At 69.9% G+C, this 15956-nt stretch carries 12 protein-coding genes, 1 tRNA gene and 2 pseudogenes; 7 read left to right on the top strand and 8 right to left on the bottom strand.

Annotated features, from left to right (window positions below):
- Positions 1 to 338: 338 nt before the first annotated feature.
- The 3 genes from ACYVD1_RS12795 to ACYVD1_RS12805 all read left to right on the top strand — a co-directional run bounded on the left by ACYVD1_RS12795 (position 339) and on the right by ACYVD1_RS12805 (position 1375).
- Entirely contained in the window at positions 339 to 473 is a 135-nt protein-coding gene (locus tag ACYVD1_RS12795) for a hypothetical protein (RefSeq protein ID WP_460771765.1), read from the top strand.
- 108 nt (positions 474 to 581) lie between these two features.
- Positions 582 to 1232, top strand: a complete 651-nt coding sequence (orn, locus tag ACYVD1_RS12800; RefSeq protein WP_460771767.1) for an oligoribonuclease — start codon at positions 582 to 584, stop codon at positions 1230 to 1232.
- Positions 1233 to 1299: 67 nt separating this feature from the next.
- Positions 1300 to 1375: transfer RNA gene (locus tag ACYVD1_RS12805), tRNA-His, on the top strand.
- Between the two features lie 110 nt (positions 1376 to 1485).
- Here ACYVD1_RS12805 and ACYVD1_RS12810 read toward each other — a convergent pair.
- Positions 1486 to 1749, bottom strand: a complete 264-nt coding sequence (locus tag ACYVD1_RS12810; RefSeq protein ID WP_460771770.1) for a hypothetical protein — start codon at positions 1747 to 1749, stop codon at positions 1486 to 1488.
- Positions 1750 to 2101: 352 nt separating this feature from the next.
- Here ACYVD1_RS12810 and ACYVD1_RS12815 point away from each other — a divergent pair, with 352 nt between their 5' ends.
- On the top strand, positions 2102 to 2542 hold the full coding sequence (locus tag ACYVD1_RS12815) for a hypothetical protein (RefSeq protein WP_460771772.1): 441 nt from the start codon (positions 2102 to 2104) through the stop codon (positions 2540 to 2542).
- A 355-nt stretch (positions 2543 to 2897) separates the two neighbouring features.
- Here the strand turns inward: ACYVD1_RS12815 and ACYVD1_RS12820 are convergent, their stop codons facing one another.
- Entirely contained in the window at positions 2898 to 3041 is a 144-nt protein-coding gene (locus tag ACYVD1_RS12820) for an IS1096 element passenger TnpR family protein (protein ID WP_460771774.1), read from the bottom strand.
- A 176-nt stretch (positions 3042 to 3217) separates the two neighbouring features.
- On the opposite strand from ACYVD1_RS12820, the gene ACYVD1_RS12825 reads away from it, so the two are divergent.
- Positions 3218 to 6214, top strand: a complete 2997-nt coding sequence (locus ACYVD1_RS12825) for an AAA domain-containing protein (protein WP_460771777.1) — start codon at positions 3218 to 3220, stop codon at positions 6212 to 6214.
- 80 nt (positions 6215 to 6294) lie between these two features.
- Here ACYVD1_RS12825 and ACYVD1_RS12830 read toward each other — a convergent pair whose 3' ends face one another.
- A complete protein-coding gene (locus ACYVD1_RS12830) occupies positions 6295 to 7440 on the bottom strand; it encodes a hypothetical protein (RefSeq protein ID WP_460771779.1) in 1146 nt (381 codons plus the stop codon).
- Between the two features lie 643 nt (positions 7441 to 8083).
- On the opposite strand from ACYVD1_RS12830, the pseudogene ACYVD1_RS12835 reads away from it, so the two are divergent.
- Positions 8084 to 8544 (top strand): annotated as a pseudogene (locus tag ACYVD1_RS12835) (formyltransferase family protein); the annotation flags it as partial.
- A 63-nt stretch (positions 8545 to 8607) separates the two neighbouring features.
- A complete protein-coding gene (locus ACYVD1_RS12840) occupies positions 8608 to 8979 on the top strand; it encodes a hypothetical protein (RefSeq protein ID WP_460771881.1) in 372 nt (123 codons plus the stop codon).
- A 101-nt stretch (positions 8980 to 9080) separates the two neighbouring features.
- On the opposite strand, the gene ACYVD1_RS12845 is transcribed toward ACYVD1_RS12840, so the two are convergent.
- The 5 genes and pseudogenes from ACYVD1_RS12845 to drmA all read right to left on the bottom strand — a co-directional run bounded on the left by ACYVD1_RS12845 (position 9081) and on the right by drmA (position 15824).
- A complete protein-coding gene (locus tag ACYVD1_RS12845; RefSeq protein WP_460771782.1) occupies positions 9081 to 9281 on the bottom strand; it encodes a helix-turn-helix transcriptional regulator in 201 nt (66 codons plus the stop codon).
- Positions 9281 to 9463: pseudogene (locus ACYVD1_RS12850) on the bottom strand (type II toxin-antitoxin system RelE/ParE family toxin); the annotation flags it as partial. The gene ACYVD1_RS12845 and the pseudogene ACYVD1_RS12850, both read right to left, overlap by 1 nt.
- A gap of 18 nt (positions 9464 to 9481) precedes the next feature.
- Positions 9482 to 10297, bottom strand: coding sequence for a DISARM system phospholipase D-like protein DrmC (drmC, locus tag ACYVD1_RS12855; RefSeq protein WP_460771785.1), 816 nt, complete (start codon positions 10295 to 10297; stop codon positions 9482 to 9484).
- Positions 10294 to 12165 (bottom strand): DrmB family protein, encoded by a 1872-nt coding sequence (gene drmB, locus ACYVD1_RS12860; protein ID WP_460771788.1) that lies wholly within the window; start codon positions 12163 to 12165, stop codon positions 10294 to 10296. The genes drmC and drmB overlap by 4 nt, the downstream gene beginning before the upstream one ends.
- Entirely contained in the window at positions 12165 to 15824 is a 3660-nt protein-coding gene (drmA, locus tag ACYVD1_RS12865; RefSeq protein WP_460771791.1) for a DISARM system helicase DrmA, read from the bottom strand. The genes drmB and drmA overlap by 1 nt, the downstream gene beginning before the upstream one ends.
- Positions 15825 to 15956: the final 132 nt, after the last annotated feature.

Here is a 15956-nt window from a genome sequence, read left to right on the forward strand (position 1 = left end):
CCGGCCAACCGCCGATGGGCGGCCCTCCCGGCGGTCCCCACGGAGGTCCGCCCGGAGGACCGCCCCCTGGCGGCCCGCACGGTGGTCCCCCTGGAGGTCCTCCCCCGGGTGGCCCCCACGGAGGCCCGCCCGGTGGTCCGCCTCCCAGTGGTCCGCCCCCGGGCGGCCCGCACGGAGGTCCCCCCGGAGGCCCCGGTTGGGGCCCCCAGGGCGGCCCGCACGGAGGTCCCCCCGGAGGCCCGCACGGCGGTCCGCCCCCGGGTGGTCAGGGCAGCCCGTACGGTCAGCAGCCGCCCCAGCAGCCGCAGAAGAAGAAGCGCGGCGGTTGTGGCTGCCTCGTGTTCTTCCTGATCCTGCTGGTCATCCTCGGGGTTCTGCTCTACCTCCAGTTCTGGGACGTGTGGGACTGGCTGTACGTGATCTTCGACGTCGGTGAGCCCCCGGGCGTATCCGACCCGTTCGTCTGGGACTAGGGCGTCGGCGGTGAGGATCCCCGACGTGGACGAGGGGCGGTGGGTCTTCGTGACCCGCCGCCCCTCTCGTCGTCTCCGACAGGTCCCACAACGCCTAAGCTGACCGGTATGAATGACTCATTGGTGTGGATCGACTGCGAGATGACGGGCCTCGACTTCGAGAACGACGCACTGGTCGAAGTTGCCTGTCTGATCACCGACGGCGACCTGAACATCCTCGACGAGGGTGTGGACGTCGTGATCAAGCCTCCGCAGGACGCTCTGGACCGCATGGGCGACTTCGTCCGGGACATGCACACCACGTCGGGGCTCCTGGACGAGCTGGACAAGGGTGTGACCCTGGAGGAGGCCGAGGACCGCGTTCTCGAGCACATCCAGCAGTACGTGAAGGAACCGCGCAAGGCGCCCCTCTGCGGCAACTCCATCGCCACGGACCGCACCTTCCTGGCACGTGACATGAGTCGCATCGACGAGTTCCTGCACTACCGGATGGTGGACGTTTCCTCCATCAAGGAGCTCCTGCGCCGCTGGCAGCCGCGTGTCTACTACGCGAGCCCGGAGAAGGATGGCGGCCACCGCGCCCTCGCCGACATCACGGAAAGCATCCGTGAGCTGCGGTATTTCCGCGCAGCCGCCTTCGCCCCCGAGCCCGGCTACAGCTCCGGCACGGCCCGCGCCATCGCCGCTGACATCGTCGCCGACGGCAACGGCATGGCCGTGAGGGACGCGGCCCTGAAGAAGTCCGCCCCCGGAAACTGATCGAAGCACTCCTCGAAGTCCGCTAGGATGACATACGTACGCAGGGCCGAGAGGCCAGGCGAACGTGGTGGGTGTAGCTCAGTTGGCAGAGCACTTGGTTGTGATCCAAGATGTCGCGGGTTCAAGTCCCGTCACTCACCCCACGAGAAGGGCCCCGATCCAACGGATCGGGGTCCTTCGGCGTTCCCGGGGTTCCAACGACGCCCCGGAGTTATCCACAGGCCGACACGAAGGCCTCGATTCAGCGGCGGAATCACCGCACGCTGAAGACATGCACCCTGCCGAACCCCACCGGGGCCTTCCCGCTCAGCACCGGCCCGGTCTCCCCGCCCGGCAACAGCCCGCCCCTCCCGCTCAGCCTCAGCCTTCCGGTGTCCGCGGTACCCGCATCGTGCCCAGCGCCGCGCTCGCCATCGCCGCCCAGCAGCACGGAGTGCTGAGCTGGCAACAGGCCCACCAGACCGGAATCACCAAGAGCGATGTCCGCCGCCTCATTCGCAGTGGCGAGTGGGGACATCCACACACCGGCGTCTACTCCGTTCGAACGTTGACCGACCCTTCCGATACCGAAGACCACCATCGCTCAGCAGCCATGGCTGCCCAACTGGCGCTCGGACCGGACGCCTTCGCCGGTGGAGAGACCGCCCTCGCCTCTGGGGAATGCAGAGCCTTCCGCGTCGGGACGGGCGAAGCATACACATGGTCATTCCCGCGCTCGGAGCCCAGCGCCACCACCCCGCATCACCCTGCACAGCTGGCAGGTACCTCCGGACGAGATCTCCACAACGGCGGGCATTCACCTGACCGGTCCCGGCAGAACCCTGCGCGACACACTGCTTCTCGTCGGTCGAGAGACCGCTGTCTGCCTCATGGACTCCCCGTTGCACCAGGGGCTCATCCTCGAGGAAGACATAGAGGAACTGGAACTGGCCAACCGAGGACGCAAGGAATGTGTGCAGGTTCGTCGCTGGTGGCCGATGGCCGATGGGCGAGCCGCAAGTCCTTTGGAGACCCTTGTGCGCCTGATCTGCATTGACGGAGGAGCGCCTCCCACAGATCTGCAGCACCGCTTTCGGGACGGGAACGGACATACGATCGGCATCGCCGACTTCTGGTGGGAGGAGCACCGGCTCATCGGTGAAGCCGACGGACACGGCCCGCACAGCCATCCTCAGGCGCTACTCAGGGATCGGGATCGCCAGAACGCCCTCCAGCGCTGGCATCCGGGTGTGCGTATCGTCCGCTTCACCTGGCAGGACCTGAAACGCCCGCAGTACATTCTGGCCTCCATCACCCACGCGCGGAGATGAGCGCTTCCCCCGGCGTCCTCCCTTCCGTGATCTTGCTACCAGTAGCGAAATCGGCGCCGAAATTGCTACCAGGAGCAAGATCACGGAAGGAAGTTGGCACCAGTCCGAAGACAGGAGCACTTACGGCGGTGGATCGACCGGGACGTCTTCCATCTGCGGGTCAGCGGTCAGGCCGGGCTGCGCAGGGCCGCGCACGGCCCCCGACAGCTCCGCGACCGTTGGGGGCAGGTCGTCCGGGATCGGTCCCCCTTCTGGGCCAGCACCTCGTCCAGCCGCACCTGTCCCTCTGGGACGCCGGGCTTGCCTGCTCCGCCTCGAACGGCGACGGGTAGTGCTCGGACTCCGGGTTGTCGTACTACGGACCGCTGGCGAACCCGTGCAGGTGGTGGTCCTCCCAGCCGAATGCGGCCTGGAGGGTCGGATACACCTCGTCGAGGAACAGGTCCGGGTCCAGCCTGCGCCACGCCGGCGGCTTGGTTCCGGTGACCTCCAGCCGCACCCGGTAGGTGGCGGTCTCCCCTCGGCGCGGACGGCGCCGGGAGGGCTGGGGGACTCGCCGAACGGCCCGGGGCCGCCCTTGCCACTCGTTGCGCAGGAACGCCTCCGGAACGTCACCTCCTTAGGGCATACTCCGAGGCGCCGGTTCCCCAGTGCTGACGATGCCGAAAGGGCCCAGTGACTTCCCCGAGCGCACTCCCCGAACCCGCCGACCAGTTCCTCGCCGCCCTCGACCACGAGATCAGGGCCCAGTTGGCCGACCACGCCAGGGCCAAGGAGAAGGTCCCCCTCAAGGACGGCGAACGCGTCCGCGTCGGCGACGCCGAACACCCCCACGAGTACCTGTTCACCTGTACCCGGTGGAAGGAGTCCTTCGAATCCGACCGGCTCCTGGTGCGCCCCTCCCGCTCGCGCGACCCCTGGAAGCACGCCGCCGCCGCGGCCCACCCCGACGGGAAGATCCTCGTCACCACGGAGGCGGACCTCGGCGACCGGCCGGGCAACGTCCAGCTGCGCGAGGACGAGACGCGGTCCCTGGCAGCCCTCGCCGACCGGGTCCGGGACTGCGGGCAGGACGCCGGTCCCGTCAACCTGACCACCGCCGCCTGGGTCCTCGGCGACGGGGCACCCGCGGTCGGGGTGCTGGCCGACCCGCAGCGGTACATCCGCGGGTACCGGGACATGTCCCTCAACGAACGCCAGCGCCGCGCCGTGGAACAGGCCTTGGACAGCGGTGTCACCTTTGTCTGGGGGCCACCCGGCACGGGCAAGACCGAGGTGGTGTCCCTCATCGTCGAGGGCGCGCACCGCCTCGGTGAACGGGTCCTGTTCCTTGCGCCCACCCGGGTGGCCGTCGACCAGGCGCTGGAGAGGGTCTGCGAGCGGCTCGAAGGGGAGGACGGGTTCGACACCGGCCTGGTGCAGCGCGCCGGGGACATCGAGGTGGCCTCGCTCCGGGAACGGTTCGGGTCGGTGGTCGACCCGGAGATGGTCGCCGGACGGCTGGGGGCGGACCTGGCCGTCCGGGCCGAGGAGCTGGAGGGGGCCCTCGAGGTCGCCGCCGCCCAACGCCTCGCCCACGAACGCCTCGCCCGGGCAGAAGAGGGGCTGTCGAGCGGGCTCTCCCTTGCGCGGGAGATCACGGACGAGATCTCTCAGGAACGGGGGCAGGCCACCAGCGACCAGCGGGAGCTCGACCAGGTGGGCGCGAGTATCCAGGCGATGGGCACGCCCACGGGGATGTTCGCCAAACGCAAGGCCGAGCGGCTGGCCCGCCTGTTGGCGGTGCGGGACCGCCTGCGCGAAGCCTTGGAAGAGCACGGGCGACGGATCGACGCCGCCACCGCTCGCCGGGAGGAGCTCGACGGGGCGCTCACCGAACGCGTCCGGGAGCGAGAGTCCGCTGCGGCGGCCACCCGCGGCCTTCCTTCGGCTGACGAGGTGGAGGATCTCATCGGCCGCGCCGAGGACGGGCTCACCGAGGTTCGGCGGGAGCTCGACGGGCTGTTGGACGCGGTCCGCGCCCGGTGCCGGATCATGGGCACGACCCTGTCCAAGGCGCTGCAGAGCCGCCGCCTCATGGACGGGGTCGACACCGTGGTCGTCGACGAGGCCGGGATGGTCGACCTGCCTTCGGCGTGGTGCGCGGCCGGGTTGGCGGGCAAGCGCGTCGTCGTCGCCGGGGACTTCCGGCAGCTGCCCGCCATCACCCACGCGTCGGGGTCCAAGGAGCTCACCCCCGAGGAGCGGGAGCACTCCCGGCGGTGGATGGACCGGGACGTCTTCCACGCCGCGGGGCTGGTGTCCCCCTCCGGCCGGGTGACCGACGATCCGCGGCTGGTCGGCTTGGACACGCAGTACCGCATGCGCGCCGACATCTGTGCCGTGGTCAACCGGGTCGCCTACCGGGACGCTCCCCTGGCCACCAAGCGTTCCGACGAGTCGCGGCTGCCGCACTCGCCGCTGGTGGAGGGCGCGGTGGTGCTGGTGGACACCTCCGCCAGCCGTGTCCGGCTCGGCGGGGCGGGCCGCCACAGGTCCAACAAGGTGCACGAGGCCGTCATCCACGAGCTGGTCCGCGGACTGCAGTACGACGGGGTCCTGCCCGGGCGCAAGCACGAGGGCATCGGGTCCCCCGCCGAGCGCATGGCGGTCATCTCCCCCTACCGGGACCAGGTCACGCACCTGCGCGGCAGCATGAAGTACCGGTTCGGCGAGGACTTCGAAGGGCTGGCCGACACCGTGCACCGGTTCCAGGGCAGCCAGCGGCCGCTGGTCATCGTGGACACCGTGGCCGGTGCCGGGGACACACCGGGGTACTTCTACAACGGCACGGGGATGTCCTCGTCCACGGCGCGGCTGCTCAACGTGGCGCTGAGCCGCGCCCAGGACCACCTCGTGGTGGTCGCCGACGTCGAGTACCTGCGCGGGCACCTGACCCCCGGCAGCGAGACCGCGGTCATGCTCGACACGCTGGAGGAACTGGCCCAGCGGATTCCGGCCGAGGAGCTGGTCCCGGTCCGCACCGCCGGTGACCTGGTCGGCCTGAGCGAGGAGGAGCTGCGCAGGCCCGCATTCTTCCCCGCCGACGAGGTCGCCGCGGCGCTGGAGTGGGACTTGGAGCGGGCCACGGAGAGCGTCGAGGTCTACTGCGCCTTCCTGAACAGGCGCCCCGTGGAGCGCTGGCTCAAGCACCTGTCGGACTGTGGCTCCCGGGGTGTGAAGGTCACCGTGTTCACCCGTCCCGCCGACGACGCCAGGGACGGCCCGGACCGGCACCGGGACCTGACGCGCCTGCTCGAGGAGAAGGGGTGCGAGGTGCGCCCCCGGGAGCGGATGCACGAGAAGGTGCTGATCCTGGACGGGCGCGTGCTCTGGCACGGGTCGCTGAACCTCCTGGCCAGCAGCGGCCCGACCGACCTGATGATGCGGCTGACCGATCCCGGCTCCTGTGAGCGGGTCCGCCGCATCGTGGACCGGGCCCGGCGGGAACAGCCCCTCCTACGGGTACCCGAGGTCGGCGAGGTGGTGGACGGCCGCCTCTACCTCAGGGTCCCCTACGAGGAGAAGGACGACGTGAAGCGGTTGGGGAACGCGCGGTGGCACCCGTATCCGCTGAAGATGTGGTCCGTGGGCTCGGACACCCCGAGGGAGAAGCTCACCCGCTGGCTGTGAGCTGGTCCGCCCCGCCGCCCGTGTCCCAAGGCTGAGCGGGGGCGGGCCGGTCCAGTTCGCCGACACCTCCGGCAAGCGCGTCAGTGCTCCAGCCCGGCCTCGTCCATCCGGCGCTGGAGCGTGCTCTTGCGCCGGTGCCGCTCACGCAACTCCCGCAGCGACCGTGCGAAGGCGGGCCCCTCCCCTTCGCGTTCGGCCAGGTCGGACAGGTCGGCCAGAAGGGCCACGGCCTGGTCGTAGCCCTCGGGATGCTTGGTGGCGATGCGGTCCTCGGCCTCCTGCCACGCCTGCTCGCGCTGCCCGGCCAGGTCGTCCAGGCGGGCCTCACGGGCAGCGGCGGCTTCCTCCCTGCGCTGGCGTTCCCGCTCTGCCTCCCGTGCGGCCTCCTCTTGTTCCCTCCGGGCGCGGCGCTCTCCGGCGGCCGTCCACAGCTCCCGCACGGTCCTGGCGCCCTCGGCGGCCCTCGGCGCGCCAAGGCCGCTGTCCTGGAAGGTCTGGAGCATCCGGGCCCGCGCCCGGGCGGGCTGGTCCTCGGCCACCATCCGCAGCAGGAGGTTCTTCTCCTTGACCGGCAGGTCCTCGATCCACCGCGCCATCTCCTTGCGCTGCCCGGCCCCGGTCGGCAGGGGCGGGGACTCCTGGGCGGCCACCGCGAGGAGGTCGGGGTCGATGCACAGGAATTCCGCCACCGCGTGCAGAGGGGCGCTCAGGTCGCCCAGTCCCGCGGGGACCGGGGGTTCGATCTCCTCGTCGTCGAAGTCGTCGTCAGCCTGCACCGACAGCAGCCAGGCCAGGTACAGCAGACGCCGGTCGCCCCCGAGCAGTTCGGCCCGTACCGGGGCGAAACCCGCCAGCCCCGCCGGGTAGCCGCCGAACTCGGTCAGCTCGCCATCGGAGAACAGGGAGATGACGGTCCGTCCCGCACCGGTGGTGTAGTAGGCATCGTAGGTGAGCAGATAGGGCTCGATCTCGCGGGGGCGCAGGAGCGCGCTCGGCGCGGCGATCATGATCTGCCGGGTGCCCCACTCGGTGAAGTGGGCGAACACGTCGAAGTGGGTGTGCATGAGCTTGGCCGGGTCGCCGCGGAAGTCGCCCCAGTGGTACTCGTTGGTGAACGAGTTCGCGGTGATGCGCCCTCGACTGGACAGGTCCCGCAGTTGGGCGCACTGTTTCTCGTCCAGCGGCCGGTCCAGGGCGAGGAAGTCGTAGTGCTGGTAGGCGCTCACTTCGGGGCTGTCCTCTCGTCGAGTCGGTGTGCGGGGCTCAGCGTCGTCCGGGGGACGGTGTAACGCCGGGCCGGGACGTGGGGCACGCGGACATTATTCCGCTCCCGGCTTGCCCGGAGGGACCGATTCCGCAGAAATCTCGTTCCCCGTGGTGCCCGACGCGAGGGTGTACCACGCAGGCCGTGTGCGCATTCCTGGGACCGGTCACGGAGTGCGCCGGGGTGGAGCGCCGTGTCCGCGCCGTGGAGTTCATCGCGCGCAACGACATCGAATTCCGCGACAAAGTGAGACAGCCTCCGGAGTTTCCCCTACCCGGGAGCAATGCCGAGGCCGATGAGTTCGCGCGCGAGGCCCGCAAACTACTCGGCGCGCAGCCGGACGAACCGTTGAACGACCTCGGCAGAAAGACGGTTCGGGCCGGTCTCCTCCACGATCCACGACACTGTGGGACGCGAGGTGCGCATGAGGATCAAGCTCGTCAGCACCTGGGACGGCAATGAGACCCGCACCGACTCAAACGTGGCGGAGTTGTGCACCCAGGCGTTCGAATCGGCGTGGAATATTGCCGTTCCGCACCACGAATACAACCTGAAGCAACCAGGCATCCCACAGCCAGCACCCCCATACAAGAAGAAACAGCGAGATGTCGACTCCGCTCCGTATTTGTGTGATCTCGTCCGGACCCGACGAGTTCTCCACCATCCACGCAGCTTGTTCGGATTCGGGACACCATCCGGTCGCCTACTTCTATGGACGCTCTCTGCGCTCCCGTGGTCCCAATCTCGGCGATGCGGGTGAGATGACCGGGGCGATCCTCGGTGCCGTGCCGCGGGGGATGGACCTGCTGCTCCCCGGAAGTGTCGAGGGTTTGGCGCTCGCGCTGGAGGGCTACCGCCCCGATCTCCTGATCGTCTTCGGTTTCGCGCGGAAGCTTCCGCGTTCCGTGCTGGACATGCCCCGGCACGGGGCGATCAACGTCCACGTGTCCATGCTGCCGGAGTACCGGGGCCGGCACCGCTGCTCTGGGCCATTCGCAACGGAGACCGCACCGGGGGTACCACCGTCCACCGGAAAGACGAGGACTTCGACACGGGCAACATCCTCGCCCAGAAGGACGGCATACCGCTGGCCGACGACATCAGCTGGGCGAACTACTGCACGGACGCCATGCCGGTCACCTACGGGTTGCTCCGCACGGCCCTGGTCCGCGTCGCGGCCGTGGACCCGGGCGAACCACAGGACCACGGCGCGGCCTCCTACGCGGGGTTCATGGAGGACGAGTTCTCCCGCATCCGCTGGTCCGACGACGCCCGGACGATCCACAACCAGGTCAGGACCCACCGCTTCATGCGCTCACCCGGGAGCCCGGTCGCCGCGACCGATTCCCGGCGGCTCGTGGTGAAGCGCACCAGCCTGGAACCCGCAGACGGCCCGCGCGTCGTCTGCGGGGACGGTGAACCGCTGTGGATCACCGAATCGACCGAGGTTCAGGCGTCCGACACCACCTCACGAGGCCAAGCGGATCAACCGGCGAGCTAGGTGTTCTGGAATCTCTGGTCCCCGAGTTCGACCTCCACGTGCAGCGAACCACCGAGCGCCTCGATGTACCGCCGCAGGGTGTCGATCTGGGTGCGCTCGATTCAGCCTCTCTCGATGCTGGACACCCGGTTCTGGCTGACGTTCAACCGTTCGGCGAGGTCGACCTGGGTGAGTGCGGCCTCTTCCCGCAGTTCACGCAGCCGGTGGACGAGGACGTCTTCCACCATTCGCCTCTTGTGTGCGTCCACCGCTTCATGGTCGACGGACCGTTCGTTCAGCATGTCCTGCAAGCTCGCACCCATCACTGCCCTCCCCTGAGCCCTTCGAGATGGTCGTCGAACAGGTCGTCCGCGATCCGGATGTTCCTGGTGTACCACTTACTCCAGTCTCCGGACTTGTCCCCTGCCACGAGCATGGTCGCCTGACGCCGGGGGTCGAACGCGAACAGGATTCTCAGTTCCGAACGCCCCTTGGACCCGGGTCGGAGTTCCTTAAACTCGGCTCAGGCGCGTTCCAGAGGACCCTCAGGCCCCATGAATGCGCGGAAATGGCTCACCAGGCGCTTGACCTGGGTCGGGTCGCGGACCAGGACACCCACTTCGATGTTGTGGTGCAGTGCGCGTCCGGTGAGGTTGGCGCTGCCCACCAGCGCCTTGGCGGTGTCGGCGGCGACGAGTTTGGCGTGCATGGAAGCCGACCCGTTCACGCCGCGACGCTCCTTGGGCCACCGCCACAGCCGGACCTGGTCGGTCATCTGCGCGAACGCGGTCGTGAAAGCCTGCAGCGCCCCGGTCTTCTCCTCCAGCAGCACGTCCACCACGACCCCGCGTTCGGCCGCTGCGGTCAGTTCCTCCACCATGCGGATCGAGGGGTGGTGGGCATAGCTCACCACCAGCAGCCGCTTGCGCGCCGACCGGATCACCTCTTCCAGGACGGCGCCGGTGGTACGCGCGGCGCTCTTGTGCAAGGCGGAGTGCCCGGACGGACCGGTCGCCACGACGCTCGACCGGCGCTGTTCGGCCCGTTCCGCAGCGGCGGCCGCGCCGAGCAGGGCCAGGCCCAAGGCCTCGCCGCTCAGGTGGGGTCGCTGGAGCCAGAGCCGGGCCAGTGCGGCGGCATGGTGGCCCATGCCCGCCACCGGGTGGGCGTCGAGCAGTGTGCGCTCCACCTGCCCCGTCTCGGAGCACCCCTCCAGGGCAGTCGCCCAACGCCGGACGGCTGTGGAGTTCAGCTTTCCGGCGAGGATCGCCAACTCCAGGGCCCAGCGTTCACGTTCCGCCTCGTGTTCGGGTTCCGGTCTCTTGGGTGGCGGGCTCACGGGAAGTAGCCGAGGCTGGAGGGCAGATCCTGGGAGATGGTGTCGACCAGCAGTGCACGGTCCAAGTAGTGGTTGTTGCGCTCGCAGGAGGTCTCGGAGGCGAACAGGCACACGTGGCAGGCGGCCCCGTGCAGTCGGGCGTGGTCTCCGGGGTCGTGTTCGGCGCACAGGGGGTCGGAGCTGCACAGCCGGGCGGCGTCCAGGGCGTGGTCGACGAGCAGCCCCAGCCGGTCCGGGTCGGTGCCCAGGGCGACGAGGCCGCCGAGGGTGCCCTCGCTGTCGGGGGCGGCGGTGTAGAGCAGGATGCCCGCCATCCGGTCCGGCCCGCCGCGCGCGTACACCTTCTCGGCGATCCCGGAAGCGCTGTAGCCGGCTTCCAGGGAGAGTTCGCGGATGAGGCAGTGGGCGAGCGAGTGCAGCAGCACGTAGCGCATCCCCGGCCAGCCCGCGGGTGGGAGGTTGCGGGCCTGGCGCCAGCGTCCGTGGCCTCCGATGAGCTGCTGCTCCCGCTCCTTGACGGCCGGGGCCGCCTCCCACGCGGCCAGGGGCTCCTCGGCGAAGCGCAGGAAGATCCCCTCGCCCCGCTGCTCGGCGCAGGGCACCCACTCGGGAGGCTTGGCGGACAAGGGGGCGATGCGGTTGTCGTCGGTGGTGACCACGTCGAACTCGGGAGCGTCCACGCGGGTGAAGCCGTACAGGGCGCTGACCACGCGCAGGCGGGGTACAAGCACCACGTCGCCCACCCGCTCGCGATGGTTCTTCGCGACCCGGCCCACGCGCTTGGTGGTGAAGTCGGGCAGGTCCATGTCCTTGGGCTGGGTGAAGGCCTCCCACTCCGGTTTGGCCAGGTCCACCTCCTCCTCTTCGCTCGCCGGTGCCGTGCCACCCTCCTGTGCAGCGGCCACCTGGGCCTGCATCTCGTCCCACACCGCGTCGAAGCCGAACTCGTCGAGGTCGGGCCAGAAGACCATCTGCCGGATCGCCTGCTCCGCTTTCTCCTTCGGAACAGCCGCCATGAAGTCCAGCGACTTCATGTGGTCGGCGACGGCGTCGGTGAGGGCGGTGTCGCCCTGCGGGAGGCTGAAGACCCGCATCTGGGTGGGGAACCAGCTGTTGGTGGCGCCCAGAACCATGGTTCGGGGTTCCTGGTCGCAGGCCTCGAACGCGGCCAGGTGGGGGTGGCGGCCCCTGCACCGGGGCAGGTTCGCGGTGTTCTCCGGCCCGAACGCCTCACCCATCGAACGTCCAGCGTCCTGCGCCGGGTCGTCGTCGCAGCCCTCGCAGATCACCAGGACGCTGGCGGCCTCGCCGGTGGTACCCCGTTCGACCAGTTTGAGGGTGTGCTCCCCCGTTTCGGGGATCTGACCGCGGTGGGCGAAGTACACCCAGGGGAAGTCGTCGAGGTGCCCGGCCTCGCAGGCCATGACGAAGCGGGCGGGGACGGCCGCGGGACGCTTGTTGCCTTCGCCCCGGCAGCCGTGCACGTACCGGGTCTTGTCCGGGCTGTAGGGGTTGGAGAGCAGGTCGAAGGCGCCCGAGTCCGCGGAGGACAGCCGTTGGCATTTGGTGCAGCGCAGCCACCGGGGGAACGCCGACACGGGCACGCCAATGCGGGTCCAGTCGTCGAACACGTTGGCGGTGGACGGCACCCACGGAGGGCTGCGCAGCTCCTTGACCTGTGGTCCGAGTTTGCGCTGGACCGCGGCGAGGAGGCGGTCCTCCTGCAAGGGTGCGGCGTGGGCGCTCTTCCAGGCGTCGAGCCCGCGCACCACCACGGACAGGTTCGGCAGGTCGACGAGGGCGCCGATACCGAAGGTGTGCAGGAGCTGGCTGGTGCGCAGCTCACCGACGCGGATGGGTTCGTTCATCACCGGGCCCCGTTCTGGTCGTCTCCGGCACTGTTCTGGGCCTGGAAGGGGTGTTGGGTGTCCTCGCCCAGCCCGTCCTGAGGGTCGAGGACCAGGCGGATCCCCGGTTCCACCTCCCGCAGGGAGGTCGGGCAGGTGGTGGTGGCCCAGCGGCCGTCCTCGGGGTGCCGGATCAGCCCCACGTCCTCCTTCTTGCTCCTGGTGTAGCCCAGGGTGAAGCTCTCCAGGGTCTGCAGGCCGCGTTTGTCGTTCCACAGGTCGAACCGCCGGTCGACCTCGTCGACGATCGAGCCGACCGTGGCCTTGTCCTCGGTGACGTCGCGGGCCCGCCGCTTGACCTCGGCCGCCAGGTGGTCGGCGGTGCGGCCGGTCCGGTCGAAGTGGCCGGCGCCCGAGTTCGGGTTGAGGAGCGGGTCGTAGCCGCGGACCATGGCGATGAGCAGCCCGGTCAGGCCGCGGTCGATGGCCCGGGCCGCGAAGGGGGTGACCGACAGCGCCTCCACGTACCGGTACAGGTTCGCGTGGAAGTCGGCGAACTGTTCGTAGTGCGACAGGTCCCGGGGTCGCGCCCAGTTGTAGACGGTGAAGACGATGCCGGGGTGCTTGCGCCCGACCCGGCTGGTGGCCTGGATGTATTCGGCGGTCGACTTGGGCTGGCCGTTGACGACCATGGCTCCCAGGCGGGACACGTCCACGCCGACCGCGATCATGTTGGTGGCCAGCAACACGTCCAGCGGCTGCGGCCCCTTCTTCTCCTGTTTGCCCTTGGCCTTGCCCTTCTTGGCCGCGGCGTTCAGGGCGGCCTGTTCGGCGGCGTCGGGGAAGGCCACCCCGAGCCGGTCGAGGATGTAGGGGATCTCGTCGGAGTTGCGCCGGGAGGTGAGCTCCTCCGCCCAGGGGGCGCGGCGCCGGGCCAGGCCGCGCTGGTCGGCGCGGCTGAGCCGGGTGGCGACGTCGTCGTCGACCAGGCGGCGCATCCCGCCGAGGTCGCGCAGGCTGTTGAAGTAGCCGACCAGGGTCATGTACGGGTCGGTGATCTCGTTGTGGCCGTACTTCAGGTACAGCTTCTGGGCCGCCGCCAGGACGGCGACGTACACCCGGATCTGCGCCGACTTGATGCGCACCCCGTGGGCGCACAGCCCCACGTACCGGCGGCCGTCGGCGGTGTGGCCGGCGGTTCCGTCAGCGGAGTCGTCGGCGCCGGTGGGGCGCTGCCGGGAGAAGAAGGTGTCCGAAGCATCCAGGCCCTGGGGCGGGAAGATCCGGGTGTCCCCGCGGGCGAAGAGCATGCCGATCTGTTCCTTGGCGCGGCGCACTGTCGCCGTGGAGGCGATGACCTTGGGCCGTACCTTGTGGCGCGTCTTGGTGCCCGGCGCCGTGTAGTCCCAGCCCGCGAGAAGGTCCACGGCCGTTTCGTACAGCCCCACGAGGGATCCGAGCGGTCCGGTGATGAGGTGCAGCTCGTCCTGGACGATGAGGTCGGGCGGCCGGACGGCGGCCGCGGGACCGACCTTGGCGACCGGCAGGTTGACGCCCTTGGACACGGCCTTGTGCTGCAGGGAGCCCTCGCACACCTTGTCGTGCATCTGCCCTGCCAGGTAGCCGTGCCGGGTGCAGTACCGGGAGGCCCGGCCGAAGAGGCTCTGTGCCTCCCCCTTCCACGTGAGCTGGGCGAACTTGTCCACGGTGGCGATGACGAGCGAGGGGACGAGCCGGTAGATCTCCTCGTCCACCACCAGCACCGGCAGCCCTTCACCATCGCTGAGGTAGTCGCCGAAGGGGCACTCGAGTTCGGGGCAGACGATCCGGGTGCGGCGGGCCTTGCTCTCGGTCTCGATGTGCTTGCCGGGTTCGATGGTGGTTCCGCACCAGGGGCAGCTCGTGAGCTGGTGCGGGGAGCCCTGGCCGCCGCCGCCCCGGTTGGACCGCTTTTCCCGGACCCAGTCCTGGGAGTTGTCGAAGGAATTGGGGGTGACGCGGCCGCCCACCCACAGGCCCAACCGGAACGGCACCGCGCCCCACCGGCCTTCGTCCCGGCGGCGTTGCGTCTCGCAGGCGCAGATGAGCGCGGCGGCCCGCTGGAACTGCTGGATGGTGAGCAGCCGGAGCGTGTACCGCATCAGGACCGCGACGCCGGTGTCGGAGTGCGGGGCTTTGCCGCCCTGGGCCGCCTCTTCGTGCTGGAGACGGCGGATGGCCAGGGTGTAGGCGGTCAGGCCCAGGTAGGCCTCGGTCTTGCCGCCACCGGTGGGGAACCACAGCAGGTCGGCGACGCGCGTGCCGCCGGTTCCGGTCCCGGAACGCTCGGGGTGGGCGGGGTCGGTCAGGGAGGGCAGGTTCAGCAGCAGGAACGCCAGCTGGAAGGGCCGCCAGCTCCGGTTGTGCGGCAGGTCCGCCCCGTGCACCCGGGTGTCGATGGCGACATGGCCGTCCCCCTGCGCGGCGATGCTCTGCACCCGCTGGCTGTGCATGGCCCGGTTGGCGAACCGGAACGCGGCGAGCGCCGCCGGGTCGGCTTCGAGCAGGTCGACTGCGGCGGCGATGCGGTCCGCGGCGTGTTCGGCCTCGTCCATGTTGGCCTTGGCCTGGCGGTGGAAGTCGGTGCCGTCGTGCCGGAGCCTGGCCTCGGGGTCGTCGATGCGCTTGCGCTGCCGCCCGATCCAGGCCCGGTAGCCGTTGACCAGGGGATCCAGCGCCGCACGTACGTCGACGGCACCCTCGCCCTCCTCGCCCAACACCTTCATGTCGACCACGAGGTCGGCCAGTTCGGGCAGGTCCTCGTCCTTGTCGGCGCTGGGCACGTCGGTGTGCCTCAGCTCGTACCCGGGGGTGGCGTTGGTGGCGACCCGGACCGCGCGCATCGGGTCGTCCGCGGCGGTCCGGACGTCGACTGCGACGCTGTGGCCGACCGCGAACTGGGCGTGGAACCGGTGGGTCATCGCCAGGTTGCGCTGTTCGTCGCGGTCGCGCTGGTCGCCGCCGGAGAAGTGCTCCGGCCGCGGCACGAACACCGGGGAGGTGCCGTCGGCGGCGGTCAGCGAGAGTTCGGCCTGGAAGAGCCACAGGTGCTGTTCCTTGCTCTTGCCCTGCTGGGCGTTGACGAGGAACACGGTGACCAGTCGACGGCCGTCGTAGGTGCGGACCCGTCCGCGCAGGACCGCCCCGGGCTGTTCGGGGTCGAGTTCGACGGGGCCCAGGTGGCCGTCGTTCTCCGGGAGGGTGAGCGCGACGTCGGCCGTGTGCGGGAACCGGCGGTAGAGGCGGGCGCGGCCTTCGGGGGCCTTCACCTTGTCGTAGTGCGCCCAGGAGGCGTGGGCGTGCAGCTCGGTGGTGCCGGGTTCGACGCACACGGTGAAGCCGTGGGCGCTGCAGAACATGCTGGCGGCGGCGGGCACGTCCGCCCCGGGGTCGGAGCTGTCGGCCTCCGCGGAGTCCTCGATGCCGGACTCGGCGAGGGTGTCCTGCTCGTCGGGTTCGACGACCGCGCCGTTGGGGGCGAGTCTGCCGAGGATGTAGCGGTCGGTCACCCGCTCGGAGGTGGGGAACTCCTCGTGTTCGTCACCCCCGATGGGGCCGTGGAGGTCGCGGACGACGAGCTCTTCGAGTTCAGCGCGGATCTCGCGGGGGGCGGGGGCTTTCAGCACCGTGTGGTCGGCCATGCGATCAGGCTAGGGGAGCCCGGTGACAGACGGGTGCGGGAGAGGGGACTTGGTACCGGCGCGCGGGACGCTCCCGCCCCCGCGTGACGCTTCTTGCTACCAGGAGCGAAATCGGCGTCGAAATAGCTCTTG

It is taken from the genome of Nocardiopsis nanhaiensis (assembly GCF_054778635.1).

Coding starts and splice junctions, on each gene's coding strand:
- orn (WP_460771767.1), top strand. CDS start 582: ATGAATGACTCATTGGTGTGGATCGACTGCGAGATGACGGGCCTCGAC.
- ACYVD1_RS12810 (WP_460771770.1), bottom strand. CDS start 1,749: ATGTCCCCACTCGCCACTGCGAATGAGGCGGCGGACATCGCTCTTGGT.
- ACYVD1_RS12815 (WP_460771772.1), top strand. CDS start 2,102: ATGGACTCCCCGTTGCACCAGGGGCTCATCCTCGAGGAAGACATAGAG.
- ACYVD1_RS12840 (WP_460771881.1), top strand. CDS start 8,608: ATGCCGGTCACCTACGGGTTGCTCCGCACGGCCCTGGTCCGCGTCGCG.
- ACYVD1_RS12845 (WP_460771782.1), bottom strand. CDS start 9,281: ATGGGTGCGAGCTTGCAGGACATGCTGAACGAACGGTCCGTCGACCAT.
- drmB (WP_460771788.1), bottom strand. CDS start 12,165: ATGAACGAACCCATCCGCGTCGGTGAGCTGCGCACCAGCCAGCTCCTG.
- drmA (WP_460771791.1), bottom strand. CDS start 15,824: ATGGCCGACCACACGGTGCTGAAAGCCCCCGCCCCCCGCGAGATCCGC.